The sequence below is a fragment of the Brucella cytisi genome, from assembly GCF_038433355.1.
Taxonomy (GTDB): Bacteria; Pseudomonadota; Alphaproteobacteria; order Rhizobiales; family Rhizobiaceae; genus Brucella; species Brucella cytisi.
Map to the genome: position 1 here is coordinate 303,669 of NZ_JBCAUP010000001.1, position 24,861 is coordinate 328,529.

The window sequence follows — 24,861 nt, forward strand, 5'->3', positions numbered from 1 at the left end:
CCGGATTGATCTGAGCTTTCCGAACGGAAACGTAATTTTACTGGAGCCTCTGTTATGAGCCAGTCCAAATCCGCGAGCATTCTTGATGCCCGCATCCTTTTACCCGCCATCGGCGATGCCTTTCGTAAGCTCAACCCAAGGAGTCTTGCGCGCAATCCGGTGATGTTCGTGGTTGCCGTCGTTTCAGCGCTTACAACTTTGCTGCTGCTGAAGGACGTCACCACCGGCAATCCCAATGTCGGCTTTTCATTCCAGATCGTCTTGTGGCTGTGGTTCACAGTTCTGTTTGCGAATTTTGCCGAGGCCGTCGCAGAAGGCCGAGGCAAGGCACAAGCAGACTCGCTGCGCCGGACACGAACGGAAACACAAGCTAAACTTCTGGATAGTCCCGAGGGACCAAACTGGAAAAGTGTGCCAGGAACGAGCTTGAAAGTTGGCGATATCGTTCTTGTGGAAGCCAATGACATCATCCCTTCAGACGGTGAAGTCATTGAAGGTGTCGCATCCGTCAATGAAGCCGCCATTACCGGCGAATCCGCGCCTGTCATCCGTGAATCCGGCGGCGACCGCTCTGCCGTTACAGGCGGAACACAAGTTCTGTCCGACTGGATCAAGGTGCGCATCACCGCCGCACAGGGCTCCACCTTCATCGACAAGATGATTAGTCTGGTGGAAGGTGCCGAACGCCAGAAGACACCCAACGAGATCGCACTCAACATTCTGCTTGCAGGCATGACGCTGATATTCGTGCTCGCCGTTGTTACGATCCCTAGCTTTGCAACTTATGCAGACGGTTATATCCCCGTCACGGTGCTGGTTGCGCTCTTCGTCACCCTGATCCCGACGACAATCGGCGCCTTGCTTTCTGCCATTGGCATCGCAGGCATGGACCGCCTCGTACGCTTCAACGTGCTTGCCATGTCCGGTCGTGCGGTCGAGGCAGCGGGTGATGTGGACACGCTTCTGCTTGACAAGACCGGCACGATCACTCTTGGCAATCGTCAGGCGACCGCTTTTGCGCCGGTCAATGGAGTAACCGAGCAAGAGCTTGCCGATGCAGCGCAACTGGCCTCGCTTGTCGACGAAACGCCCGAAGGTCGTTCCATCGTCGTGCTGGCCAAGGAAAAATACGGTTTACGTGGGCGTGACATGCAAGGTCTTCACGCGCATTTTGTACCATTCACCGCGCAAAGCCGCATGAGCGGCGTCGATATTGAGGGTTCCGTCATTCGCAAAGGTGCTGTGGATGCTGTGCTTGCCTATGTGGGCCAGAATAGCCACTCCGATGAAAGAACACTGTCGGAACTGCAGTCTATCTCTGACACAATCGCCAAGGCTGGCGGCACACCGCTTGCTGTCGCTAAAGATGGCCACCTTCTCGGTGTCGTGCATTTGAAGGACATCGTCAAAGGTGGCATCCGCGAGCGCTTTGCCGAGTTGCGCCGGATGGGTATCCGCACTGTCATGATTACCGGCGACAACCCTATGACAGCAGCAGCCATCGCTGCCGAAGCAGGTGTGGATGACTTTCTTGCGCAGGCAACGCCAGAAAACAAGCTGTCGCTTATCCGAGAGGAACAGGCGAAGGGGAAACTTGTTGCAATGTGCGGAGACGGTACAAACGACGCCCCTGCCCTTGCTCAGGCGGATGTCGGCGTGGCCATGAATACCGGCACGGTTGCCGCGCGAGAAGCAGGCAATATGGTCGATCTTGATAGCGATCCCACCAAGCTCATTGAAATCGTTGAAATCGGCAAACAATTGCTGATGACACGGGGAGCGTTGACGACCTTCTCCATCGCCAATGACATTGCAAAATATTTTGCGATCATTCCGGCTATGTTTCTGGCTTTCTATCCTCAGCTTGGCGCGCTCAATATCATGGGGCTCTCCACGCCACAGAGCGCCATCCTGTCGGCCATCATCTTCAATGCTCTGATTATTGTGGCTCTGATCCCGCTTTCGCTGAAAGGTGTGACCTACAAGCCGGTCGGCGCAGGTGCGCTCCTCTCGCGCAATCTTCTGATCTACGGCCTCGGCGGCGTCATCGTGCCGTTCATCGGCATCAAGGCCATCGATATGGCCATTACCGCCCTTGGCCTCGCATAAGGATTGGCAAAAATGCTCAAACAACTTCGTCCAGCGCTTGTGATGATCGTGTCGCTCACTGTCATAACCGGGTTGCTCTATCCGCTCGGCATGACAGGTATCGCCCAGGCGATCTTTCCCGCTAATGCCAATGGCAGTCTGATCGAAAAGGACGGTACAATCATTGGTTCCGAGTTGATCGGACAGGGGTTTAACGCCGACCACTATTTTCACGGTCGCCCATCTGCGGCAGGACAAAACGGTTATGATGCCGCTAGTTCTGGCGGGTCCAATTTTGGCCCAACAAATCCAAAACTCATTGAGCGAATTAAAGCTGACGCCACCGCTCTGTCACAAGACGAAGGTTCTGCACGACCACCGATTGACCTTGTGACAACATCCGCAAGCGGTCTCGATCCGCATATTTCACCGGAAGCAGCTTTCTATCAGGTGCCGCGTGTCGCAAAGGCGCGCGGGATCGATGAAGCCGCATTGCGAGGAATTGTTGAGCAACAAGTTGAAGCTCGTGAGCTCGGATTTCTCGGGGAACCGGTGGTCAATGTTCTGAAGCTGAACCTTGTTCTGGACAGGACCAGCACCAAGTAGAATAACTGGCGGCGGCATGATTTGCCGCCCATCCTTTCAGGAGCTTTATTTGACATCGGACCCGCTTCGCTTCGGCGAGAACAGACCTTCTCCCGATGCTCTGCTTGAACAGGCGGAACGCGAAACGCTTGGCCGCCTGAAGATATTTCTCGGTGCCGCGCCGGGTGTTGGTAAAACCTATGAAATGCTGATGTCCGGTCGCGCGCGCAAAGCTGATGGCATAGATGTCGTCATCGGCGTTGTCGAGACACATGGTCGAGTGGAAACCGAAGCGCTGACGGAAGGGCTTGAGATTATTCCGCGTGCGCAAGTGGCCTATCGCGGGCATCTCTTGGATGAAATGGATATCGATGCGGTGCTGGCTCGCAAACCGCAACTGGTTCTTGTGGATGAACTGGCGCACACGAATGCACCGGGCAGCAGACACCCCAAACGTTATCAGGATGTCGAGGAAATTCTGGCGCGCGGGATTGATGTCTATACGACGCTCAACATCCAGCATGTCGAAAGCCTAAATGATGTTGTGGCACAGATCACGCGTATCCGTGTGCGTGAAACAGTACCCGACAGCATCATCGACCGTGCCGACGACATTGAGCTTATCGATCTCACGCCGAATGATCTCATCAAACGTCTTAATGAAGGCAAGATTTACCTACCAAAGACCGCGAAACGAGCGATCCGCAATTACTTTTCTCCCGGGAATCTGACCGCGTTGCGTGAATTGGCACTGCGCCGCACCGCCCAGCGTGTCGACGAGCAACTGCTCAGTCACATGCGCGCCCATGCCATTGAAGGGCCATGGGCTGCAGGCGACCGCATATTGGTTGCGGTCGATGAACGCCCCCGTAGTATATCGCTGGTTCGCTATGCGCGTCGGCTTGCGGATCGTCTTCGCGCACCTTGGGCGGCCATCCATATAGAAACGGCACGGTCTGCGGGGCTTACTGAAGAAGCAAAGGACAGGCTTGCAACGGCATTGAGGCTTGCCGAACAGCTCGGCGGGGAAACAATCATCATTCCCGGTCAATCCGTCGCCGAAGACATTGTTCGCTATGCTTCAACACACAACTTTACCCAGATCGTCGCCGGAAAATCGATAAAATCGCGCTGGCGTGAGATGATTGACGGCTCCATCGCACGAGAACTGGTGCGGCTCTCCGGCGCAATCGATATCCACATAACGGCGGCTGTCGACCAGGAGAACGAAGGAACCCCTCGTAAGGTAAATACCGCCAGCCAGAAGGCAACGCACGACATCACGCCCTATCTGATCGGCGCTGCGATGACAGGTATAGCGCTCGTCATCGGATTGCTGCTCGAACAGTTTCTGGATGTGCGCAGCATAGCGTTGGTGTTCGTTGTCGGTGTTCTCGGTGTTGCAGTCACCCTTGGTCTTTGGCCAGCGCTTTTCGCATCCGTACTTAGCGCGTTCGCCTATAATTTCTTCTTTCTTTCTCCCCTCTACACGCTTTCCATCGCCGATCCTGAAAGTGTTGTGGCGCTGGTTTTCTTCCTGTTCGTGAGTTTCATTGCCAGCAATCTGGCGAGCCGGGTCCAGCGGCAGGCTGCAGCGGCACGGCAACGTGCACGCATGACGGAAGATCTGTATCTCTTCAGCAAAAAGCTGGCAGGGACTGGCTCGCTCGATGATGTGTTATGGGCCACCGCATTCCAGATCGCATCAATGCTCAAGGTGCGCGTCGTGATCCTTCTCCCTGAAGGAAACAGTATAACGGTCAGAGGTGGTTATCCGCCTGATGACACTCTGGATGACGCCGATATCGCTGCAGCACACTGGACCTGGGAGCACGACCTTCCCGCTGGGCGTGGTGCCAATACTTTGCCGGGTGCCAAGCGACTCTATTTGCCTCTCAAAACCGCCAGAACATCAGTTGGCGTCATCGGCCTCGACAATGATCGCATGGGGCCTATCCTCACGCCTGAACAACAGCGTCTCTTCGAGGCTTTGGCCGATCAGGCCGCAATTGCCATCGAACGCGTTCAGCTTGTCGATGATGTGGAGCGAGCAAAACTCGCCGCCGAAGCTGACAAATTGCGTTCAGCCCTGCTCACCTCAATCTCACACGATCTGAAGACCCCGCTGGCGGCAATTCTGGGCGCAGCCACGACCTTGCGCGACTATTCCAGCTCATTGCCAGATACAGACCGTTCCGATCTCGTTGCAACCGTGGTCGACCAATCAGAGCGCTTGAACCGCTTCATCGCTAACCTCCTCAATATGACGCGGATTGAAGCGGGAGCGATGAAGCCCAATCTGTCGCTTCACTACGTTGGTGATCTTGTCGGAGCAGCGCTCAATCGTGCAGCCAAGATTCTGGTTCATCATCAGGTCAATATTGCCGTTCCAGCTGATTTGCCTATGGTTCAGCTTGATGCCGTTCTGTTCGAGCAGGTCTTGTTCAATCTGTTCGACAATGCGGCGAAATATGCCCCTGAAAACACACCGATTACAATTAAGGCTCATGCTGCTCCGTCTCGTATAACACTGGAAATCAGTGATCGGGGTCCAGGTATTCCACCTGGCGATCTGGAGCGCGTGTTCGATACGTTCTATCGTGTGCGTAAAGGTGATCACGTGCAGGCCGGTACCGGACTGGGGCTTTCAATCGCTCGCGGTTTCATCGAAGCAATGGGGGGCTCTATTCGGGCCGGAAATCGGCATGAAGGCACCGGTGCCGTCTTTACAATCGCTTTGCCCGTCCCAGCTGATGAAGTTGACAGGAACTCATGAACGATCCGAAACTGAAAATTCTTGTTGTCGACGATGAACCAGCCATCCGCAAACTGTTGCGGGTCGGACTGACGACGGAAGGCTACACCGTCGTCGAGGCCGTGAATGGTGGCGAAGCCGACGAGCGCATTACGACGGAAAAGCCCGATATTGTGGTACTTGATCTGGGCCTTCCTGACACTGATGGGCATGCGCTGCTTCAACGCTGGAGAGAAACCGGCGTGACCTTGCCTATTCTCGTCCTCTCAAGCCGAACCGACGAAGCGGGGATTGTTCGTGCACTTGAAGAAGGAGCCGATGATTATGTCCCGAAACCTTTTGGTATAAAGGAACTTGCCGCGCGTTTGCGGGTCGCGTTGCGACACAGGTTGCAACAGCAGGGAGAAAAGCCACTTTTCCAGAGTGACGGCCTAACCGTCGATCTTGTGCGCCGTATTGTGAAACTCAATGGTGAAGAAATTAAACTGTCGCCGAAGGAATACGATATTCTCCGTCTTCTCGTGCAGCATGCCGGAAAAGTGCTGACGCACCATTTCATTCTCAGCCAGGTCTGGGGGCCGGCGGCTGATGTGCAATATCTTCGCATCTATGTCCGTCAGCTGAGACAGAAGATTGAAAAACTCCCGGATCAGCCGCATTATATTCTAACCGAAACAGGCGTCGGCTACAGGCTGCGCGAAGCTGATCCAGCTCCCTGAGAAAGCCGGAACCAAGCCTCTACGGAAGCGTTGTTTGCCAAACAACTCAGAGCATTTCTAGCTTAAACTGAACCACTAAAAATGCTCTATCTCTTTGTTTTTACGCATTATCCTACGCAAAACCACTTCGCATTTTTGCTGGAAATGCTCTAGGTAACGGAGGCAAGCGTGGTCGAGCTGGTCAACAATATCGACAATCTGGAGTTTATAATCGCCAAGGCCCGGGAGTATGACGTTCAGGTTCCCGCAACCGATGAAGAATCCGGGTCAAATGCCAGCGATGACAATGAAGTTGATATTCTCGACGCCTCACTGGCAAATCCCACCCGCAAGGAACTTTTTGCGGCTATCCGCTCCCTGAACATAGATGAGCGGCAGGAACTGCTCGCTTTGATGTGGGTTGGACGCGGCGATTTTAGTGCAGAAGAATGGGATGAAGCTCTTGCGACCGCCGCTGATCGCGACAACGGCCGTGAAGCCAAATATCTGATAGGCACACCGCTTCTCGGAGATTATCTGGAAGAAGGACTGGTTGCCTTGGGTTTTGATGTTGAAGCCTACGATAATGAATAAGAAAAATTGATGTTTCCATGCACCCTTCTGTTTTGACGCTGCCATGTCCCGGCATTAGTGTCGAAAGCAAATCGGGTTGGCTTATGCTGAACTCGAACATTCAGCGCGACGGAGGACGGCACAATGCTTCAGAAAAACCTCGACCAGAAAACAGACTTCTATATTGATGGAGCGTGGCGCGCTCCGATAGAAGCCAAGATCATTGAGGTCATCAACCCCGCCAACGAAAAGCCTTATGCCGTCATCTCTGCCGGTTCCGCAAAAGACATCGACCTGGCGGTCGCAGCCGCACGCAAGGCTTTTCCGTCCTGGAGCGAAACCCCGGCAGAAAAACGCATCGGTTATATCCGACGGTTAGTGGAAATTTACGAAACCCGACTGGAGGAAATGGCCAAGGCAATTTCACTCGAAATGGGTGCGCCGATTACGCTTGCGCGGGAATCGCAGGCAGCGGCAGGCCTCTCTCATACCAAGGCTTTCATTGCGGCCTTCGAAAACTTCGAGTTCGAAGAGATCCTTTCTCCGAAATACCCGAACCAGACGGTCGTGCGCGAACCAATCGGTGTTTGCGGCCTCATTACGCCGTGGAACTGGCCGATGAACCAGATCGCGCTGAAAGTTATTCCAGCACTTGCGGTTGGCTGCACGGTAGTCTTGAAGCCGTCCGAGATTGCGCCGATGTCGGCCATGCTCTTTGCCGAATTTGTGGATCAGGCAGGTTTCCCGAAAGGCGTTTTCAATCTCGTCAATGGTGAAGGCACCGTTGTTGGCGAAGCCTTGTCGCAACATACAGATGTCGACATGATGTCCTTCACCGGCTCGACCCGCGCCGGAACAGCAGTTTCGCAAGCAGCAGCAGCAACGGTAAAGCGTGTTTCGCTGGAGCTTGGTGGCAAATCGCCGAACATCGTCTTCGCCGACGCCGATCTTGAAAAGACCATGGCACGCAGCCTTGCGCATTGCTTCGAGAATACCGGACAGTCCTGTAATGCGCCGACGCGCATGCTGGTGGAGCGCTCCGTCTACGACAAGGCCGTGGAGATCGCGAAGAAGGTAACCGAAGGCACGAAGGTCGGCGACCCGACAAAGGAAGGCGATCACATCGGCCCGCTTTCCTCCTCAATCCAGTTCGAGAAAGTTCAACACCTGATCCAGAAGGGCATTGATGAAGGTGCACGGCTTGTTGCGGGCGGTACGGGACGTCCCGACGGGTTCACCGAAGGTGATTTCGTCAAGCCAACCGTCTTTGCCGATGTAAACAATGACATGACGATTGCTCGCGAAGAAATCTTCGGACCGGTGCTTGCAATGATCCCGTTCGATACCGAAGAAGAAGCCGTCGCCATCGCCAACGACACTCCATACGGGCTTGCAGCCTATATCCAGACCGGTAGTCCAGAACGCGCAAAACGCGTGGCTCGCAAATTGCGCGCTGGTATGGTGCAGATCAACGGCACATCACGCGCACCTGGCAGCCCATTTGGTGGCTATAAGCAATCGGGCAACGGTCGCGAAGGTGGCAAATGGGGCCTGGAAGACTTCATGGAAGTAAAGCTGATCAGCGGTTGATCTTTATATTACGACAATAAAAAGCGCCGGTTATCGGCGCTTTTTAGTTCTTTACTTGAGACTCAAGCTTTCTCGATAACGCGGATGCGATGGTCTCCACCGATATCGATGAATTGTGTTCGTGGCGGCACTTCATGAACATCGTGCGTGCCAAAGCTTTCGGGGTAAAATGCGCAACCTTCTGGTGCTTGCGGCGGGCTCGTATCGTTGATCAACCGACCACCCATCAATTCGGTCATCGGATCGGGAATGGCCGAAATCAGTCGCCGCGTATAAGGATGTGTCGGATTCAAGAATATCCGATCCCACGGTCCGCTCTCAACAATCTGCCCGAAATACATAACCGCCACACGGTCGCTCATATGCTCTACGACACTCAGATCATGGCTGATCATGATGTAAGAGAGACCGAGCCGTTCTTTCAGTTCCAGCAGCAGATTGATGATCTGAGCCCGAATCGAAACATCGAGCGCCGAAACAGGCTCATCAAGCACGATAACTTTCGGATTGAGCAGCAGCGCACGTGCTATGCCGATGCGCTGGCGTTGCCCACCCGAAAACTCGTGCGGAAAACGCTTTGCCTGCTCGGGCTTCAAACCGACAAGACGCAGAATTTCCTCGACGCGCCCATCGACTTCGCTGCGCGAGGTCACACCGTGAAGTCGCAAGGGCGCCGCTAGCGACGTATAGACTGTCTGGCGCGGATTGAGTGAAGCGAACGGATCTTGAAAGACCATCTGCGCCATCTTCGCCCGTTCCAGCCGGGACGGTTCGTCCTTTCCGGTGATCGGTCGCCCTTCAAAATAGATTTGCCCGTTCGTCGGCTTTTGCAAGCCGACGAGGGAGAGTGCAAGCGTAGATTTACCGCAACCAGACTCTCCAACAATCGAAAGACACTCGCCTTTGTTGAGGGTCAGGCTGAGGTTGTTGACCGCACGCAGCAATTGCTTTGAGCGACTGAAAATGCCACCGCTCACCGGGAAGTAAACGCAGACATCGTCGATGCGGACCAATGGTTCTGCCAGTTTGGTTGAATGCGTGTCATTCATGATGGAAACACCTCACCACACCGGCATCTTCAAGTGGCGTCCAGCCCGGTTTTTGCGCACGGCAAATATCAGTCGCGCGCGTACAACGCGGCTCGAACCTGCAGCCCTTTGGAAAAGCGGAAATAGAAGGCACGACGCCTCCGATTTCCTGCAGCCGCAACTGACCTGCTTTCTGTCGTGAGCCGAGCTGCGGTAGAGAGGCCAGAAGACCATGCGCATAAGGATGAGCCGGGTGGTGAAACAGGCCTGCTGTTATGCGCTGCTCGACCAAATGCCCAGCATACATGACCCCCACGCGACGACACATTTTCGCGATGACACCAAGATCATGACTAATCATCAGGACAGAAGTTCCTCGTGCAGTGCAAAGCTCTTGCATCAGACGAAGAATTTCCGCCTGAACAGTCACATCAAGCGCGGTCGTGGGTTCGTCAGCGATCAGCAAATCTGGATCACATGCGAGTGCGATAGCGATCATCACACGCTGGCGCATACCACCCGACATCTGATGCGGATAGTTCTTCACGCGTTGCTCTGGTGCAGGAACTTGAACACTGGCAAGCGCTTCGATCGCTTTGCGCTCCGCCTCGTGCCAGGTCGCGCCCTGATGCAGCACGAACATTTCCGCAATCTGACGCCCTACTGGCGACAACGGATTGAGAGCAGTCATCGGCTCCTGAAAGATCATCGCTATGCGATTGCCGCGCAGCTTGCGCATTTCACGCGACGACATTGACCGCAAATCCTGCCCTTTGAAGCGTATCACACCATCCGTTATCGACAGTGGTTTGCGCAGCAATCCGATCATCGATAGTGCAGTGATGCTCTTTCCGCAGCCAGACTCTCCAACCAGTCCGAATGTCTCGCCAGCTCCGATAGTGAACGATACGTCTTCGACCACGTTATGTTTACTCGAACCAGAAACAATATCGATCCGGAGGTTCTCTACCTCAAGAAGTGCTTGTTCGCTCATACCTTGCGTGTCCTCATATGCGGGTCGAGCCAGTCGCGAAGACCGTCGCCGAACAGATTGAGTCCAAGCACCGTGAAGAAGATGGCCAAACCGGGAAACACGGCAGCCCAAGGCGCGTTCACGATCAACTCACGCGCATCAGTGAGCATGTTGCCCCAGCTTGGATCCGGTGGACTGATCCCAAGACCAAGATAAGAAAGTGCTGCTTCTGCGAGAATTGCGTCGCCCATTCCAAGAGTGCCGATAACGAGGATCGGTCCGATCATGTTTGGCACGATCTGCGTGATCATGATGCGGGCATCGCTATAGCCAAGCATCTTGGCAGCCTGAATATAGCCCTGCTTCTTTAGCGAAAGGGTGGAACTGCGCGCAATGCGGCAAGTCCAGGACCAATTCGTCAGACCAAGCGCGAGCAGAAGGCTTGGCAAGCCGGGGCCGAGGACAGCCATGATTGCCAGCGCGAAAATCAGCGACGGAATTGCGAGCATCAGGTTGGTGAGACCGTTGACGAAATCATCCCACCATCCGCCGAAATAACCGGCCGAAATGCCGAAACACAGACCGATAACAGTGTTGATGCACTGCGAGACGACACCAACGGTCAAAGATACTTGCGCACCAAAGAGGATGCGCGAATAAACATCGCGGCCCTGTGCGTCGGTGCCGAACCAGAATTGTGCATCGGGTGGCAGTTCTGCATTCATCAGATCGGCATCGAGAACCGGATTATAGTGCGCCAGCAATGGTGCAAATACGGCAGCGCCAACGATTACGATGCACACGAACCCGCCAAATACGAGATTGAAACGGAGCTTCATTGGCTTACTCGTGGCTTATGCGCGGGTCGATAACCGCGTAGAGAATGTCAACGATCGTATTGATGACCAAAAACCACAACACGATTACGAGAATTGCCCCCTGCACCACGGGAATGTCGCGCAGCGAAACGCTATCGATCAGCAAGGAGCCAAGGCCCGGCCATGAGAATAGCTTCTCCACCACCACGGCCTGCCCCATCATCGATCCGAATTGCAAGCCGATTGTCGTGATAATCAGCACCAGCGCATTGCGCATGACATGCCATTTCACCAAGCGAAAGCTGCTCATGCCTTTAGAACGCGCCGTGCGAATGAAATCAGCGCCCATCACTTCAAGCACGGCTGCACGCGTTGTTCTCGCCAGCAACGCCAATGGCGCAACACCCAACGTCAGCGCGGGCAGAATGACGTTTCTGATGCCTCCATCGCCATAGCCGAAACTCGGCAACCATCCGAGTGTCAGTGCGAAGAGATACATGGCCAGCAGGCCAAGCCAGAACTGTGGTAGCGAGAGGCCCGAGACTGCGCCTATCATCGTCACACTGTCGAGAAGACTTCCGGGTTTAAGTGCCGCGAGAAACCCAAGCGGTACGCCTATCAGGATCGCAAACCCCATAGCCGCAAAAGCGAGCTTCAATGTCGGCCACATGCGCTCCTGAATAAGCGAGACGACCGGTTGTCTGGATCGATAGGACGTACCAAGATCAAACTGTGCCAGTTGAACCAGATAATTGCCGAAACGCACATGGACAGGCTTGTCGAGGCCAAATTCCTGGGTGATCTTTTCGACCATCTTCGGGTCGTTCATGCCCTTGCCATTGGCAATTAGGCCAGAAGCGATGCTGCCCGGAACAACACTGAAAATGACGAAGATCAGCAGCGATACAGCGACAACCGTCGGTATCATCTGCAAGATGCGCCGAAAAATAAAATAGAGCACATGGTCCTCCTTTCGGATCAGCGTAAACTACGCTGGAGCAAAGGGGATCAGAGGCCCGCCCGATAACGAGCGGGCCGATCCAGATCAGCCAGAATCAGCGACCGGACGGAACCGTGTCATCAACCCACAGCTTTTCATAGGACTGAACGGCGAGCTCCGCCGAGTTCGGCTGCAGGCCATGCAACCATGGCTGATGTGCCATGACAGCCTTATTGTAGTTGAAGAACCAGACCGGCGCTTCTTCCTGCAACAGGTTGTTGGCCTTCTTCAGAAGCTCGTTCTTCTCTTCTTCGGTTTTCGCCACCTTTGCCTCATCGACAATCTTGTCGAATTCTGCGTTCGAGAACTTCTGGTAGTTACACGCAGATTGTGGGGTCGTGGAATAGAAGCACTGCATCGCCGTCAGTGCATCCGGACCGCTTTCGAGCGACCACATATAGGCTTGGAAATTGCCAGCCGGAACTACATCCGCAAGCACTGACGCTTCAACCGGCTTTGCTTTCACCTTGATACCGACCTTGGCGAGCATCGGAATGATCGCTTGAACGATAGTCAGGCCCCAGCTCTCGTTTTGTGTTGCTGTCAATTCGAATTCGAAGCCGTTGGGATACCCTGCTTCAGCAAGCAAAGCTTTTGCTTTTTCAGGGTCATACGGATAAGGCTTCGCATCCTTATCGAAGGCTGGCGATGAGTTCGGCAGCCAACCAACAGCACGATAGGCCTTGTCTTTGACGAGACGCTTGATGATGAGATCGCTATCGATGGCGTAGTTGATTGCCTGACGAACGCGTTTGTCCTGGAACGGCTTGAAATCCGGATTAAAGCCGACGGCGCGCGTATAGACCTCGGCTACCTCGACCATATTCTTCGCAAGTTCAGGATCGGCCAGATAGGCCGTATATTGTGCCGGCCCGAGCACGGCTACGTCGATCTCCTTGTTGCGGAACGCAACGTCGCGCGCGGCCGCATCACCCATGATCATGATATTGATCTTATCGGCGTAGGGCTTGCCCTTTTCGTAGTACTTGTCCCACTTCTCCACTGTCAGGCGAGAGCCGGGGACATATTCCGCAAACTTATAAGGTCCGAGACCAATCGGGTGGCGCTGAAACTCTTCGCTATCACCTTCACCTGCCGGGTAAATGGCAGTGTTGTTACGCATGAACTGGAAGCCCGGATCAATTGGCTGTTTCAGCGTGATTTCGAGCGTATGGTCATCGATCTTCTTCAGACCGGAAATTTCCTTGGCCTTGCCCTGCGTATATTCCTCCGCCCCTTTGATTTCGGCGATGTAACGTGCCGGTGGGAATGCCTTTTTCGGATCCATGATCCGGGTGTAGCTCCAGATAATGTCGTCTGCCGTCAAAGGCTTGCCATTGTGGAAAAATGCATCCTGACGAAGCTTGTAGGTATAGACGAGCCTGTCGTCGGACACAGTCACATCGGTTGCAAGACCGAGTACCGGTTTATTGAGATCAGCATCCCAATCATAGAGCGTACGGTGAATCGCCTTGGCGTAGAACTCGTCTTGTGTGGCAGGTGATGCTTGAATATCGAGCGTCGAGAAGCTGTCGCCGTAGGGCGCGACAAAATTGATGACGCCTCCCGAACGTGGTTCGTCCGCCGCGTAAGCCGCCGTTCCGGCCAGCAGGACTGCGGACAGCGCAGCCAGCAATGCAAATTTTTTCATGTTGTTCCCCTTCATAAATGTCATTCTTGCGATTCAGATGAACCGTTCTTCGGGCAGCTCTGTCGAAACCTCGCTGCCCGAAATCGCCCCGAAGCGTTTACGCTTCAATTCTTTTTATTGACCCCGGAAACCGGGAGCATTTAACTCACGACCGTTCGAATACGACCTCACCGTCACGCATGGTAAGAACACAATACGTGTCGTTGAGAATCTCTTCCGGTCTCGCGGTGAGCATATTGCGTGAAAAGACCGCAATATCAGCAACCTGCCCAGGTACAAGCTTGCCCTTCACATTCTCCAGCTTCTGAGAGAAAGCACCGAACTCCGTATAAACCTGCAGGGCCTCTTCGATGGTCACGCATTCGCGGGTATCCATCACCGTTCCCTTACCCGTTTCGCGCGTAAGCATCGAATAGATGTTTGGATAGGGGTTCGGATGGCAGACCGGTGAATCACTGCCAGTCGCAGGGTTAAAGCCCAGATCCTTCCAAGTTTTCAGCGGATAGCTTGAACGAGCACGTTCCTCGCCAAGAACAGAAATATAGGCGTCACCGAAATCGTATATGAAGACCTGTTGCGGACAAGGATAAATCCCGGCTTTCTTCATCCGCTCATGCTGTTCCGGCGTAGAGAAACCGCAATGTTCGATACGATGGCGGCGATCTGGATCGGGATGCGCTGCGAGTGCCTTTTCATAGGCTGTAATGAGCTGTCCAATCGCTGCATCGCCGATAGCGTGGCAAGCCAACTGATAACCCTTTTTATGGGCATCGAGCACCAGCGCTTCCAGTTCTGCATCCGGCAATATCTGGACACCGATATTATCGTCGTCGCCGAGATACGGCTTGCTCATCCATGCAGTGCGTCCACCCGCCGATCCATCTAGGAAAACCTTGACGGCACCGACTGTCAGCATGTCATCGCCGACACCGGAAACAAGGCCTGCTTTGTAGCATTCTTCGACAATGGAAGGTCCCGGATCGCCGAGCAGTACGAGCCAGGTGCGCACCGGCAAGCGCTTGTCGAGTTTGGCGAGGTTATAGGCACGGATTTCATCGAAGCCCGCAACCTGACCGACAGCGGCGTCCATAATGCTGGTGATGCCATAGGAAAGGAGAAGATTGCCTGCGGCCTCAATGGCCTCGATCATCTCTTCCGTCGTTGCCTTGGGGATCGCTTTGCGGACGGCACCTTGCGCATTTTCTGCAACCATCCCTGTCAAAGTACCATTCTTCTGCTCGATCAAGCCGCCATCCGGTACCGGGGAATTTTCGTCGATACCCGCCAGTTCAAATGCCTTCGAATTGAAGATCGAAACGTGGCCACATGCGCGTACCACCATGACAGGATTGTTTGGAGCAACAGCATCAAGCTCCGACTTATGCGGATGGCGACCGACATCGAGCTTGGTCTGGTCATAGCCGCGTGCTCTGATCCATGCCCCGGGAGGGGCGGAAGCGGCCTGTTCCCGAATGGCGTCAAGCAGGCTTTGCAATGTCGGGGCCGCCTGCGGCGTGGCATCAATCCACTTGAGTGTCAACCCAATCGAAATGAGATGCAGGTGAGCGTCATTCAGCCCGGGCGTGGCAAAGCGCCCTTTCAGATCGATCAAATGCGTATCGTCGCCCTTCAGAGACCAGATCTGGTCCTTCGTACCCGTCGCGAGCACCTTGCCTTGCCAGATGGCCAGGGCTTCGACTGTGCCCTCTTCATATCCACACCAGATCGTACCGTTATATACTATGGTATCGGCACACAATTTGGGCATTACAGGCATTTCAGCGATCCCCTCCCTACTTCACGCTTTTATAAGTGCAGGGAGATTTCCATTGATGCTTTGAACGATCAAGCCGTGGATTTGTTAAATTTCGTGGGAACAAATTGTTCAAAATGACAACTACGCGGTCAATCTGCCGAAACTTTTGAAAAAAGACCGGCATCCGCTTGGCAAAATGATAAAAGGTTTCCACCATAATGATAGCTGCCGCGCTCACCTGTCAGCAATCGCAGCTTATAAATGTTAGCGAAAAAGCGAAACATGAGCGGCGGTCACTCGTGAGGGTGTCGCATGATCCGGAACAATCTGGATCAACCACGTACCCCCGAACTCGTTCCTTGACGACTGTTGAGGCCAGCACAATTAGCCGTCAAGGGATGGGGTGAACAGGGCATCCTCGTCAGCACGACCACGACGCCCTGGAAAATGACGATCAACCTGTCAATATGCCGATCCGGGCGAGCGATCCACCAATTGTTCGGGTGTCAGCAAATCCGCATGATGAGCACGCGCAACATCAGGATGGGACCGGAGGCGACTTTTGAGATTATTTGCACCGACCTCTCGGAAGATCGGGTTCAGCGCGTCGACAGTCACACCGCGCTCCTTGGTCTTCAACTCATCTGGCAAATCTATAACCGGAATCGTCGCGTCGTATCGAGCACCGAGAAAGAAGGCGACGGAAAAGCGTTCCACGCCGGCTGGAGGTGCAACAACGCCGTGTACATCCGCCCGCACGAACCCATTGGTGGCAAGTTCAAGCAGTTCACCGGTGTTGATGACAAAGGTGCCAGGAACCGGAGGCGCATCGATCCATTCACCGTTTTCCCGCTGAACACGCAGACCGGGGACAACATCCTGCAACAGAACAGTAACGAAACCTCCGTCCTTATGCGCGCCCACTCCTTGCTCACTTTCCGCCACATCGCGCCCCGGATAACGGATAATCTTCAGGAGCTGGGATGGATGCGGCTCATAAATCTGGGCGAAAAAGTCTTCCGACTGTCCCAAAGCCGCGGCGATAGCCTTCAGAATATCAATGCCAACGCGCGTCACCTCAGCCTGATAGGCAAGCAGCAACGGCTTAAGTTCCGGCAGGGCTTCCGGCCACTGGTTCGGGCCGATCAAACGCTTCCATGCCGGGCTATTCGGACCGATCTCGGCAGGTTCTGATTCCGTGTTGATATCGAGCTGTTCGCGCCAATCCTGCTCGCCACGTGTCCGTTCGAGGCCAGCACGATTGTAACCGCGGAAATGCGATGACTTCACCATTTCTATCTTGAGTTTTTCTTCCGCTGGAAGTGCGAAGAACGTCTTCGCCGTTGCAACAACGTCCTCCACGAGTTTCGGATCGACGCCATGTCCCGTGAGATAGAAAAAGCCATGTTCGTGAATAGTGCGGCGCAGCTCCTCAATGAAACTGTCGCGCTCCTCGGCACTGCCGTTGAAACGGGACAAATCAAGCAGAGGCAGATTGATTGGGGTGGTATGTATAGTCATTGGAAGCTCCTGAAAAACTCTCAGCGGGAACGACGGCTGCGCGCCACACGGTGGTTGACAAGACGGGCGGCGTAGTCGCCCGTGATCTGGATGGATTGCACGATCACAACCAGGATGATGACGACGGCCACCATAACTTCCGGCATGAAGCGCTGATATCCGAAGCGAATTCCGAGATCGCCAAGTCCACCGCCGCCGACTGTTCCTGCCATCGCCGAGTACCCGACAAGGCTGACAAGCGTAACGGTTTGCCCCGCAATGATCCCCGGTAGCGCTTCAGGCAAGAGCACCTTGAAGATGATCTGAATTGGCGTTGCACCCATGCTCTCGGCGGCTTCGATCAGGTTCTGGTCCACCTCACGCATCGCCGTTTCGGCGAGCCGTGCGTAGAGAGGTGTGATTGCCGCGGTCAGTGGCACGATGGCCGCATAGGTACCAACGGTCGTTCCGGCAATCAGGCGCGTTAAGGGAATGATCGCCACCATCAAAATGATGAATGGCGTGGATCGAACCAGATTGACGACAGTGCCCGCAACACGATTGAAGACCGGCCGTTCGAGAAACTGGCCCGGACTGGTAACAACCAGTGCAACACCGAGCGGCAGGCCAATCAATGTCGACAGAATGGCAGATGCGGCCACCATAGTAGCCGTCTGCTTCAGCGATTCAAGCAAGAGCCCGACGAGTGCCGGCGGAAGCAGATCGGACAACATGACCGATGACCTCTCCATGAAGATTGAGTGAAGACAGATAATTGCGAACGTCCGCGAGATCGGCGGAACCACCCTCAGCGACGAGTGTTATGATGCCCAGTGGTCTGCCACCGATATAGTCTATACGTCCGTGCAATATGTTCGGATTTATCCCGAAGTGCTGCACGAGCGTAGCAACGACCGGCGCATGCGCGGCTTCACCGGAAAAGATAATGCGCAGAACCGGATCCGATCCGACAACTGGTTGTGGAAGCACCCGCTGCGATACTTCCGGCGGTAGGTCGTGGGCGACGATGCTAGCCAGAAATGACCGGGCGATCGGTGTTTGCGGAAAGGCGAAGACGTCGAAGGTCGCTCCGCTTTCAACGACTTTGCCGCCATCAAGAACCGTCACGTGGTCTGCGATCTGGCGCACCACGTCCATTTCATGCGTTATGAGTACAATCGTCAGCCCCAGTCGCCGATTGATATCTTTCAATAACGAAAGAATTTGCTCCGTGGTTTCGGGATCAAGCGCCGACGTCGCCTCATCCGACAGCAAAACGCTCGGCTCCAGAGCCAATGCGCGCGCGATACCCACACGCTGTTTCTGACCACCAGACAGTTCCGATGGATAAGCATCGGCCTTTCCCTTGAGGCCCACCAGATCAAGCAAATCGTTCACGCGAGTTCTTATGGTGCTGCGATCAACGCCTGTGAGCTCCAGTGGCAGGGCTATGTTGCCGAAAGCAGTTCGTGAAGACAGCAGACTAAAATGCTGAAATATCATTGATACTTCACGACGAACCTGTCGCAATTCGCCTCGACGCAACGTTGTGATCTCTCGCCCGGAAACAACGACTTGTCCTCCGGTTGGGTGCACCAGACCATTCAGGCAACGCACGAGCGTGCTTTTTCCAGCGCCTGAACGACCAATGATTCCGTGAATGGTTCCCTTGGCTATTTGAAGCGAGACATTGTCGATGACCGGACCAGCCCTCTTGTCATAGGTCTTTGTCAGCGAACGTATGTCGATGATCGACGGCGCCGGACTTGTATCGTCCGGTACGGCGTTCGACACAAGTCCGCTGCGTACGAGCACGTTCATGTCACCAACCCGCTACGATATTGCCATCGAACTTCTTCTCAATGAAGGCTTTGACATCAGGAGATTTATAAGCCTCAACAAGCGTCCTGACCCACGGGGCATCCTTGTTCTTTCCCGCGACAGCAAGCAGGCAGAAATAATCGGATAACTGGTCTTCGATCAGGATCGCATCACGGGTCGGAACCAGTCCGGCACTCAGCGCAAAATGTGAAGTGATGACGGAGAAATCCACGTCTTCCAGCGACCGTGGAAGCTGGGCCGTTTCCATCGGTATGATTTTGACCTTTTTCGGATTATCGACAATATCGAGTTCTGTTGCGTTGAAAGTTACACCCGGCGTAAGCTTGATAACGCCGCCAGCTTCAAGAAGCTTCAAGGCACGGCCTGCATTGCTCGGATCGTTGGGAATGGAAATTTGTGCGCCTTCCGGCAGCTCGCTCAAAGATTTGTACTTGTGTGAGTAACCAGCCATTGGCAGCAAGACAGTACGTCCGCCAACAGCAACGAGACCGAGACCCCGATCCTTGTTCTGTTGATCGAAGTAGGGTGTATGCTGAAAGCCATTGGCGTCGAGATCGCCATCATTTGTCGCCGGATCGATCAGTGCACCGTCCGAGAATTCCACAATCTCGATATCCAGCCCCTTTGCCTTGGCAACGGGTGCGAGTGCTTCGGCGATTTCAGCATGCGGCCCCGACGTCACACCAAACCGGATTTTTTCCGCAAGCGCCGGTGAAGCGACGAGCACTGAGAAGAGTGCCGCGGAAACTGCGCCGCGCAAAAATGAAACTGAATGCATCTTATTTTCCCTGTAGTGATTTTCGGGCGCGCCTATGATGCGGCGCGCCAATTGTGCTCATTGTTCCACTGGATCAGCCGTGAAGCGGCCTCCCGCAGCGTTTCTTCGCGCTTGGCGAAACAGAAACGGACGTGGCTGCGCACATCGCGTGCACCATAAAAAGATGAGATAGGAACCGGGGTTACACCAGCTTCAAGTGTCAACCGTCGGCAAAAATCGAGATCGTCACCGCCATGATCGAGCGACTTTATATCGGCCACCGCGAAATAGGTGGCAGGGACAGCTACGACATCAAACCCCGCAGATTTCAGCCCTTCAACCAGCAGATTCCGTCGCGATGCCAGCGTCGCTCGAAGGCCGACAAAGTAGCTATCAGGTAACGAAAGCCCAACCGCAACCGCCGACTGCAATGCTGGCGGCGTGGTGAAAGTGACATACTGGTGGGCGCGAGCGATCGGGGCCAGAAGTTTTTCGGCGGCTGTCACATAGCCGACCTTCCATCCTGTCAATGAAAAGCTCTTTCCGGCGGAACCAATTCGCACGACACGGTCGCGGACTTTCTCAACACCGAACATAGAATGAAACGGGTGACCGTCGAAGACGAGATGTTCGTAGACCTCATCCGAAACGATCACGAGATCATGCTTGATCGCAAGTTCGGCGAGAAAGTCCAGCTCATCTGGATCCAGTATCTTGCCGATTGGGTTCATCGGCGTGTTGACGACAATGAGTTTGGTACGAAGAGAGATCGCTTTTACCAGCTCCTCTCGCGGTAGTTCCCAATGAGGCGGTTTCAGCCGTACCGGCACCACCTTCCCGCCTGCGCGGCGGATAAGCGTAGCGTAAGCATCGTAGACCGGCTCGAACAAGATAACCTCGTCGCCCGTATCCAGATGCGCCAGAAACGTATCGGCGAGTGCTTCCGTAGCGCCGGACGTAACTAGCACTTCCCTTTCCCAGTTTACATCAATACCGAGAAATCGCCTTGCGTTTTCTGCGACAGCTTGGCGGAGAACCGGCAGCCCCATCATGGGCGGATATTGTTGTGAAGTTTCACGAAGAGCGCGAGCAGCGGCATCAAGGAGTTCAGGCGGTTCAAAGCCTTCTGGAAATCCCTGCCCCAGATTGATGGCTCCACGCTCAACAGCAAGTCGCGACATCGCCTCAAAAATAGACGTCCCCGCCTCGCCGAGTACCTGATTGACCATCGAAGCTCCCCTGTTGCAATCGAATTCACGGGGAGAAAGATAAAGCCTACAAAATTAGTAGACAAAGCATGGGCTTGCCATCCTCGAACGAGCGAGAGAAAGCTTTTTCAAATTCTGCCGGACGTGAAACAGTTTTACGTTCCACAATCGCAACTACTTCCAAATCACGCCGCCGCCCGGCTGTGGCGATTTCGCCAGAGCTCTTCGGCTTTCTCGAAAAATTGCGCATGGCTTTCGTTGTCTGCGGCGGCAGCCGTCATCATCGCCATGGCAGCCGTCGCAACGATTGTATTTTCTGCGCGTTTGTCCGTTGCCGCGCCAGACCAGATGCCGTACCAGTATTCGAATGAACTGAAGCTCGAATGCTTGTCACCACTTTCCTTGGAAAGGCTCGGAAGCAATAAATCTGTTTCACGACCATTAAGAAGCCTATGGATCGTATGCGTTCGATGCGGAACTAACTCGGCAACGTCCCGGCTGGTCGAAACCACCGAAATTGAAGGCATATCAAGAAGTACGCCCGCATCGCGGTGTAACTCACGATATGTGGGCTGTGTAACCCCCAAAAACGATGCCTTGAGATTCATCGGATTGAGCAAATGAACGAGGCTATTCATCGATGAACGCGACTCGAACAGTGGGTAAAGCGCCATCAGCGCATGAATCTGAGGAGCGAAACCGGCCAACGGCATAAAACAGATGCCATGCGCTCTTAATGCACCTTCTGCGAGTGAATGTGATGTCGCGATCGGGAGATTGATAGCTTCGGCCGCTATCTCAAGCTTGCCCGAGATTTCACCTGTGCCACAATTACCGTGTAAGACAACAGGATAACCAGCCCGCGCGACTAGCAAGGCTGAAAGCATGAACCACGGTGACTGCACAGAATTCGGCGATAGATAAGCTGGCCAGTCCAGCGCCGGCATGTTCAAGCCCGCGTCCATGGAATAAATTCGTCTCGCTGCTCGCGCTATGCCAGCAAGTTCCGGTGCAGTTTCCCCACGATAGTGAATGAGCCGGAGCAACGCACTGATCTGCATCGGATCGGCCTTACCCGTAAAGATCGTCGTGAATGCATCGTCGGCCTCAGACATCTCGAGCGGACGGGTGTGCCCGGCTTTTCGCCCTACAACAGCTATATATTTCGCTAGTCGCCTGACCGGATCGTTTTCATCCTGGATGTTGGCGAACTGTGCTGCAAGCTGCTCCGGTGTCGGATGGTTTTCAAGCTCAACAACCTTACGGATTCCGAGCGGCGGCGGTGTTACAATGGCGCTTCGCTTCCACCCGTGATGCCCGGTACAGCTCGACTTCGGCAATTCGGTAAAGTCCAGACTCAACAGCGTTTCGGCCTCATTCGCCAACCGCCGCAGACGCCCACGGAGCGCTTCGGCTTTTGGTGTAGCCACCATGTTTCGGCCAGAGCGAACCAGAATGGGATCGTTGAACTTTTCGCGAATCTGTCCGAGCAGTCGGCTCATAGCCGCAATGCTTAAACCCATCTGTTTGGCAGCACCGCCAACACTGCCTTCCACAAGAAGTGCATCAAGAGCGATAAGCAAGCGCAATTGTCCCAAACGAAGGCTTTCACTCTCACCTTTCTCCGTTTGTTGCTGCGTTTTCACCTGCTTGCCCGACATCACTTTCTTGCCTGTCCATTTGCGGTTTTTGAAATTTAGAACACTTATAAAACATCACGATTGACGTTACCCGACAGCCATACATAAGGAGACTTGAAAACTCAACTTTAAACGGTGACGAAAATGACCAGCTTGTTTCGGGGATTGTGGGCCGATGGTACACAAAACAGGCGTTTGGCCAGCAAATCGCTCATTTATCGGGCGATCCTTGCAGGGACGTGTCTTTCCACAACGCTACTTCTGAGCGAAATGAATGCAATCGCGCAAACCGCGATCAACGCTGCGGAAGAGGCAACTTCAGACGAAGCTGGCACCAAGAAGAAAAAGGCAACGGAAGCGGGCATCGAAACGACCACTGATGGAGCCGTCAAACTTAATCAGATTGTTGTCACGGCAACAGGGTTCGAACAGAACATCACCGACGCTCCGGCAAGCATCACTGTCGTTCCTGGCGAAGAGTTGGAAAAAGGCGCCTATCGCGATCTGACCGATGCTCTGAAAGACGTTCAGGGCGTCGCGGTGACAGGTCCGGCGGCCGAGCGCGACATATTCATTCGTGGTCTTCCTGGTTCTTATACTTTGCTGCTCGTTGACGGGAAGCGCCAGAGCACGCGCGATGCCCGCACCAACGGCAACTCCGGCTTCGAGCAGAGCTTCTTACCGCCTGCGAACGCAATCGAACGGATCGAGGTCATTCGTGGCCCCATGTCTTCGCTCTACGGATCGGACGCGATGGGCGGCGTTATCAACGTGATCACCAAGAAAGTATCCGACACCTGGAGCGGTTCTTTCTCTGTAGACGGCACGGTTCAGCAGCATTCCAAATTCGGAAATTCGTTGCAGGGGTCTTACTACATGACCGGGCCGCTGGTCCCGAACCTCGTCGGTGTTCAGGTCTGGGGACGCGGTCTCAAGCGACAGGAAGACAATATCGTCAGCGGGACGCCAGAACAGAAAGATATCGACATCACCGGTCGCGTTACAATCACGCCGAATGAAGATCATGATATCATGCTCGAGCTGGGCAAGACTCGCCTTCGTCGCGACGCCACCGTCGGCAACACGGCGGCATCGGGCTCGGATTCCTACAACTACAATGATCGCGATCATTGGTCGATCAGCCATACTGGTCGCTGGGGACCGACAACGTCGGAATTCTCATTCCAGCAAGAATGGGCAGAACGCACCAATTTCAACTGGGACAACAAGACCAAGAGCTACGTCGAGAACCTGCGTTCGCCGCATATCCGTAATTCGGTACTCGATGGCAAGTTCACAACTCCGTTCGAATTTTACGGTAATCACACGCTGGTAACCGGTGGACAGTTTTCGCAATCGGTGCTGACCGATCAGAACCCAGGACGTCGTACCGGATTGGATGAAGAGTTCAGCGTTCGCCAGTGGGCGCTCTTTGCAGAAGATGAATGGTGGATCACGCCAGACTTCGCCCTGACAGGCGGTCTGCGTATGGACGACCATGAGATTTATGGCTCCCATTTCAGCCCACGCGGCTATGCCGTCTGGCACGCAACTGAACAACTGACGTTCAAGGGCGGTATCTCCACCGGCTTCCGTGCACCGGAACTCCGTACTATCGCCCCGGGATATGCTTATACGACGGGCGGCGCGGGATGCTCGTATGGTCCAAACGGCACCTGTGGCGTGATCATCGGCGATCCAGATCTGCAGCCTGAAAAAAGCACAAGCTATGAAGCGAGTGTTCTCTGGGACAACCAGTCTGGCCTTCGCCTCGGCGCAACCTATTTCTACACGGATTTCAAGGACAAGATCAGCAATGCGCTGGTGACGGATGCCAATGGTAATCCTATTCGCTGGAGCGAAGATCCGAACTATCGTCTCTGGTACAGCTTCAATATCGATGAGGCCGTCATGCAAGGTGTGGAGTTAACCTTCAACTGGGAAGCAACCGACACAATTACCGTGCGCGGCAACTATACCTACACCGACTCCGAACAGCAGACCGGTGACTACAAGGGCTTGCCTCTGACACGTACGCCGAAGCACATGGCCAGCTTGCGTGCAGATTGGATAACGCCGGTTGAAGGCTTGAGTGCATGGGCCAGCGGTAACTACCACGGCGAAGAAACCAATGCGGGTGCGCGTATCGGCACAGCCGGTGAACCCGTCTACAGGAACGGCAAGGTAGTCGCTCGCAAATACAAGCCCTATGCAACCTTCGATATCGGCGGTTCGTATGACTTCAGCGAGAATGTCACTTTGAACGCTGCCGTCTACAACGTCTTCGACAAGAAGGTTGATGTCGATGACTTCAATACAGTCGTCGATGGTCGTCGCCTCTGGGTCGGCATGACCTCCCGCTTCTAGTATCACAACAAAAAGACGCCTGCTCGCAATGG

19 protein-coding genes are annotated in these 24,861 nt (G+C 54.3%); 7 read left to right on the forward strand and 12 right to left on the reverse strand.

The features are described 5' to 3' along the window. The first annotated feature begins 54 nt into the window (after window positions 1-54). The 6 genes from kdpB to AAE521_RS01535 all read left to right on the forward strand — a co-directional run bounded on the left by kdpB (window position 55) and on the right by AAE521_RS01535 (window position 8,289). Window positions 55-2,109: a potassium-transporting ATPase subunit KdpB gene (gene kdpB, locus AAE521_RS01510; RefSeq protein WP_342060324.1), complete on the forward strand. Its 2,055-nt coding sequence runs from the start codon at window positions 55-57 to the stop codon at window positions 2,107-2,109. Between the two features lie 12 nt (window positions 2,110-2,121). Further along, a complete protein-coding gene (gene kdpC / locus AAE521_RS01515; RefSeq protein ID WP_342060325.1) occupies window positions 2,122-2,694 on the forward strand; it encodes a potassium-transporting ATPase subunit KdpC in 573 nt (190 codons plus the stop codon). Between the two features lie 16 nt (window positions 2,695-2,710). Continuing rightward, window positions 2,711-5,449: a DUF4118 domain-containing protein gene (locus AAE521_RS01520; RefSeq protein WP_374864428.1), complete on the forward strand. Its 2,739-nt coding sequence runs from the start codon at window positions 2,711-2,713 to the stop codon at window positions 5,447-5,449. Further along, a complete protein-coding gene (locus AAE521_RS01525) occupies window positions 5,446-6,147 on the forward strand; it encodes a response regulator transcription factor (RefSeq protein ID WP_342060327.1) in 702 nt (233 codons plus the stop codon). The genes AAE521_RS01520 and AAE521_RS01525 overlap by 4 nt, the downstream gene beginning before the upstream one ends. Window positions 6,148-6,315: 168 nt before the next feature. Continuing rightward, entirely contained in the window at window positions 6,316-6,720 is a 405-nt protein-coding gene (locus tag AAE521_RS01530) for a DUF3775 domain-containing protein (protein WP_010658967.1), read from the forward strand. Window positions 6,721-6,843: 123 nt separating this feature from the next. Further along, the gene (locus tag AAE521_RS01535; RefSeq protein ID WP_342060328.1) at window positions 6,844-8,289 is read left to right on the forward strand and encodes an aldehyde dehydrogenase family protein; all 1,446 of its coding nucleotides are present in this window, start codon (window positions 6,844-6,846) and stop codon (window positions 8,287-8,289) included. Window positions 8,290-8,351: 62 nt separating this feature from the next. On the opposite strand, the gene AAE521_RS01540 is transcribed toward AAE521_RS01535, so the two are convergent. The 12 genes from AAE521_RS01540 to AAE521_RS01595 all read right to left on the reverse strand — a co-directional run bounded on the left by AAE521_RS01540 (window position 8,352) and on the right by AAE521_RS01595 (window position 22,483). Continuing rightward, a complete protein-coding gene (locus AAE521_RS01540) occupies window positions 8,352-9,338 on the reverse strand; it encodes an ABC transporter ATP-binding protein (protein WP_342060329.1) in 987 nt (328 codons plus the stop codon). Then, window positions 9,331-10,311: an ABC transporter ATP-binding protein gene (locus tag AAE521_RS01545; protein WP_342060330.1), complete on the reverse strand. Its 981-nt coding sequence runs from the start codon at window positions 10,309-10,311 to the stop codon at window positions 9,331-9,333. Before AAE521_RS01545 ends, AAE521_RS01540 begins: the two co-directional genes overlap by 8 nt. After that, entirely contained in the window at window positions 10,308-11,129 is an 822-nt protein-coding gene (locus tag AAE521_RS01550) for an ABC transporter permease (RefSeq protein ID WP_342060331.1), read from the reverse strand. Before AAE521_RS01550 ends, AAE521_RS01545 begins: the two co-directional genes overlap by 4 nt. A gap of 4 nt (window positions 11,130-11,133) precedes the next feature. Then, window positions 11,134-12,069 carry an ABC transporter permease gene (locus AAE521_RS01555; protein ID WP_012093151.1) on the reverse strand — a complete coding sequence of 312 codons (936 nt, stop codon included), beginning with the start codon at window positions 12,067-12,069 and terminating at the stop codon, window positions 11,134-11,136. A gap of 94 nt (window positions 12,070-12,163) precedes the next feature. Continuing rightward, window positions 12,164-13,759: an ABC transporter substrate-binding protein gene (locus AAE521_RS01560; protein WP_342060332.1), complete on the reverse strand. Its 1,596-nt coding sequence runs from the start codon at window positions 13,757-13,759 to the stop codon at window positions 12,164-12,166. A gap of 145 nt (window positions 13,760-13,904) precedes the next feature. Further along, window positions 13,905-15,527: an amidohydrolase gene (locus AAE521_RS01565; protein WP_374864431.1), complete on the reverse strand. Its 1,623-nt coding sequence runs from the start codon at window positions 15,525-15,527 to the stop codon at window positions 13,905-13,907. 450 nt (window positions 15,528-15,977) lie between these two features. Further along, window positions 15,978-17,036 (reverse strand): isopenicillin N synthase family dioxygenase, encoded by a 1,059-nt coding sequence (locus tag AAE521_RS01570; RefSeq protein WP_071632164.1) that lies wholly within the window; start codon window positions 17,034-17,036, stop codon window positions 15,978-15,980. Window positions 17,037-17,056: 20 nt separating this feature from the next. Further along, a complete protein-coding gene (locus AAE521_RS01575; RefSeq protein ID WP_342060334.1) occupies window positions 17,057-17,749 on the reverse strand; it encodes a methionine ABC transporter permease in 693 nt (230 codons plus the stop codon). After that, on the reverse strand, window positions 17,703-18,836 hold the full coding sequence (locus AAE521_RS01580; protein ID WP_342060335.1) for a methionine ABC transporter ATP-binding protein: 1,134 nt from the start codon (window positions 18,834-18,836) through the stop codon (window positions 17,703-17,705). Before AAE521_RS01580 ends, AAE521_RS01575 begins: the two co-directional genes overlap by 47 nt. Before the next feature lies 1 nt (window position 18,837). Continuing rightward, complete coding sequence (locus AAE521_RS01585; RefSeq protein ID WP_071632162.1) at window positions 18,838-19,635, reverse strand: MetQ/NlpA family ABC transporter substrate-binding protein; 798 nt, start codon at window positions 19,633-19,635, stop codon at window positions 18,838-18,840. Between the two features lie 32 nt (window positions 19,636-19,667). Continuing rightward, window positions 19,668-20,843 carry an aminotransferase gene (locus AAE521_RS01590; RefSeq protein ID WP_071632161.1) on the reverse strand — a complete coding sequence of 392 codons (1,176 nt, stop codon included), beginning with the start codon at window positions 20,841-20,843 and terminating at the stop codon, window positions 19,668-19,670. 164 nt (window positions 20,844-21,007) lie between these two features. Further along, complete coding sequence (locus tag AAE521_RS01595; protein WP_071632160.1) at window positions 21,008-22,483, reverse strand: glycosyl transferase family protein; 1,476 nt, start codon at window positions 22,481-22,483, stop codon at window positions 21,008-21,010. A 123-nt stretch (window positions 22,484-22,606) separates the two neighbouring features. Here AAE521_RS01595 and AAE521_RS01600 point away from each other — a divergent pair, with 123 nt between their 5' ends. Continuing rightward, window positions 22,607-24,829: a TonB-dependent receptor domain-containing protein gene (locus tag AAE521_RS01600; protein ID WP_143132765.1), complete on the forward strand. Its 2,223-nt coding sequence runs from the start codon at window positions 22,607-22,609 to the stop codon at window positions 24,827-24,829. Window positions 24,830-24,861: the final 32 nt, after the last annotated feature.

Bases quoted from the DNA above. Each gene is read 5' to 3' on its own strand.
- AAE521_RS01570 (WP_071632164.1), bottom strand. From the start codon at position 17,036: ATGACTATACATACCACCCCAATCAATCTGCCTCTGCTTGATTTGTCC.
- AAE521_RS01545 (WP_342060330.1), bottom strand. From the start codon at position 10,311: ATGAGCGAACAAGCACTTCTTGAGGTAGAGAACCTCCGGATCGATATT.
- AAE521_RS01600 (WP_143132765.1), top strand. From the start codon at position 22,607: ATGACCAGCTTGTTTCGGGGATTGTGGGCCGATGGTACACAAAACAGG.
- AAE521_RS01595 (WP_071632160.1), bottom strand. From the start codon at position 22,483: ATGTCGGGCAAGCAGGTGAAAACGCAGCAACAAACGGAGAAAGGTGAG.
- AAE521_RS01560 (WP_342060332.1), bottom strand. From the start codon at position 13,759: ATGAAAAAATTTGCATTGCTGGCTGCGCTGTCCGCAGTCCTGCTGGCC.
- AAE521_RS01575 (WP_342060334.1), bottom strand. From the start codon at position 17,749: ATGTTGTCCGATCTGCTTCCGCCGGCACTCGTCGGGCTCTTGCTTGAA.
- AAE521_RS01520 (WP_374864428.1), top strand. From the start codon at position 2,711: ATGATTTGCCGCCCATCCTTTCAGGAGCTTTATTTGACATCGGACCCG.
- AAE521_RS01540 (WP_342060329.1), bottom strand. From the start codon at position 9,338: ATGAATGACACGCATTCAACCAAACTGGCAGAACCATTGGTCCGCATC.
- AAE521_RS01585 (WP_071632162.1), bottom strand. From the start codon at position 19,635: ATGCATTCAGTTTCATTTTTGCGCGGCGCAGTTTCCGCGGCACTCTTC.
- kdpC (WP_342060325.1), top strand. From the start codon at position 2,122: ATGCTCAAACAACTTCGTCCAGCGCTTGTGATGATCGTGTCGCTCACT.
- AAE521_RS01580 (WP_342060335.1), bottom strand. From the start codon at position 18,836: ATGAACGTGCTCGTACGCAGCGGACTTGTGTCGAACGCCGTACCGGAC.
- AAE521_RS01565 (WP_374864431.1), bottom strand. From the start codon at position 15,527: ATGCCCAAATTGTGTGCCGATACCATAGTATATAACGGTACGATCTGG.
- AAE521_RS01535 (WP_342060328.1), top strand. From the start codon at position 6,844: ATGCTTCAGAAAAACCTCGACCAGAAAACAGACTTCTATATTGATGGA.
- AAE521_RS01525 (WP_342060327.1), top strand. From the start codon at position 5,446: ATGAACGATCCGAAACTGAAAATTCTTGTTGTCGACGATGAACCAGCC.
- kdpB (WP_342060324.1), top strand. From the start codon at position 55: ATGAGCCAGTCCAAATCCGCGAGCATTCTTGATGCCCGCATCCTTTTA.
- AAE521_RS01550 (WP_342060331.1), bottom strand. From the start codon at position 11,129: ATGAAGCTCCGTTTCAATCTCGTATTTGGCGGGTTCGTGTGCATCGTA.
- AAE521_RS01590 (WP_071632161.1), bottom strand. From the start codon at position 20,843: ATGGTCAATCAGGTACTCGGCGAGGCGGGGACGTCTATTTTTGAGGCG.